Below are 1,426 nucleotides of genomic sequence, written 5' to 3' on the forward strand. Positions count from 1 at the left end.
GGACATGCCCGACATGATCCGGCGCAGCGCCTCGTCGTGGGTGGAGTATCCGACCTCGCCGAGCCGCTCGTCGTCGCGCAGGACCAGGGCGACGGCGAGGGTCTCGCTGGTCGACCATGCCTGGTACCGGCCGCCGTGCGACTGCACGTACCGGACCCGCGCCACGGTCTCCTTGCCGAAGGTGTCGGTAACGAGCGGGAGCGCCTCGTCCATCACCTCGGCGCGACGTTCCAGCTCGTCCTGCTCCCGCTGGTACGCCTCGTCCTCGGTGGCCAGCCGCCGGCAGCCCTTGGCGTGGCCGTCCTCGTTGTCGAAGGGGTAGCCGTTGTACGGGCCGCGGTCGGTGATGCGCTCGCCGCAACCATGGGGGCCGGCGCACGTAAAGGACACGTACCGGTCGTAGCCGTAGCGCGAGGCGGGCCCGGCTACCAGCTCGAACGCCCTCTCCCGCGGCTCGTGGTCCTCGGACCACTCAATCTCCAGCAGGTCGGCGATCTGGTCCCACGAGGAACCCTCGCCGCGCAGCCCCTTGGCGAACGCATACGCCTGGTTCTGCGCCAGGCGGGCCACGGACAGCGAGGCCTGCAGGCCGGCGAGGGGTCGGGGCTCGGGGAAGCCGTAGTCCGACTCCGGCCGGATCTTGCGGGTGGTCATCTGTCCGGCCGGGACCGCCGCCTTCACCGCGCGGTCGACGAGCTGCCGGACGGCCGCCATGTCCACCGTCTTCTCGGTGGTGCTGCTGTTGGTGCTCACACGTTCCTCCTGGGGTTGGTTACGGGGTGTCGTCTGCCAGTTGACCTGAGGCACGGGAAATGCGCTGACCTGCGATGCCTCAACTTGACTGGCAAGACAAGCACCCGGCGCCTGCCAGTCAAGTTGAGGCAAATCGCCGCGCTTCGCGTCGAGCTGCGGCTGGTCACGGACTCGGACCCACGCGGCGGAGCCTGGTGCCTCAGATCCATTGGCAGTGCCTCGGTTCGTTTGGCAGCCGACAACGGGCCTGACGGTATAGCTCGGGTGTGACGTTTTCGTGCCTCGATAAGATCACTTATGGAGGCATGATTAGTTGATCTTGATGTGGGTGATTCCGGGGAATCTCGGGCTAGGGTGATCGGCGACTGACGGCCACCGGCCGACCCGGACGGTCGGCGTGGCGGTATGTCAGCACTCCCCGGTCAGGTCGGCGACGTATTCGAGGGTCGCGCCGTCGGCGCGGGCGACCCAGCCGTGGCAGGTCACGCCGGCGTCGGCCAGCACCGCGCTGGCCCACCGGCACGCCTGCTCGACGTCGGCGGCGGTCAGCCCGTCGCGGTCGGCGTGAGGCTTGTCGTCCGCCAGGAGCAGCCACGCCTCGTCGACCGGGTCGTGCAGCAGCCGCCACTCCCCCACCGCCCCGGATCCGCCGGCCGCCGCGGTGGAGTCGCCG

The 1,426-nt window shown here is 69.6% G+C and carries 2 protein-coding genes; both read right to left on the reverse strand.

Annotation, left to right across the window (positions count from 1 at the left end; translation table 11 throughout):
• Positions 1-753 (reverse strand): hypothetical protein (locus tag K228_RS26310; protein ID WP_033777496.1); only part of this gene is annotated, 753 nt, incomplete at its 3' end.
• 408 nt (positions 754-1,161) lie between these two features.
• Positions 1,162-1,426 (reverse strand): hypothetical protein (locus tag K228_RS29100; protein WP_033777498.1); only part of this gene is annotated, 265 nt, incomplete at its 5' end.

Source organism: Salinispora cortesiana (assembly GCF_000484695.1).
Taxonomy (GTDB): domain Bacteria; phylum Actinomycetota; class Actinomycetes; order Mycobacteriales; family Micromonosporaceae; genus Micromonospora; species Micromonospora cortesiana.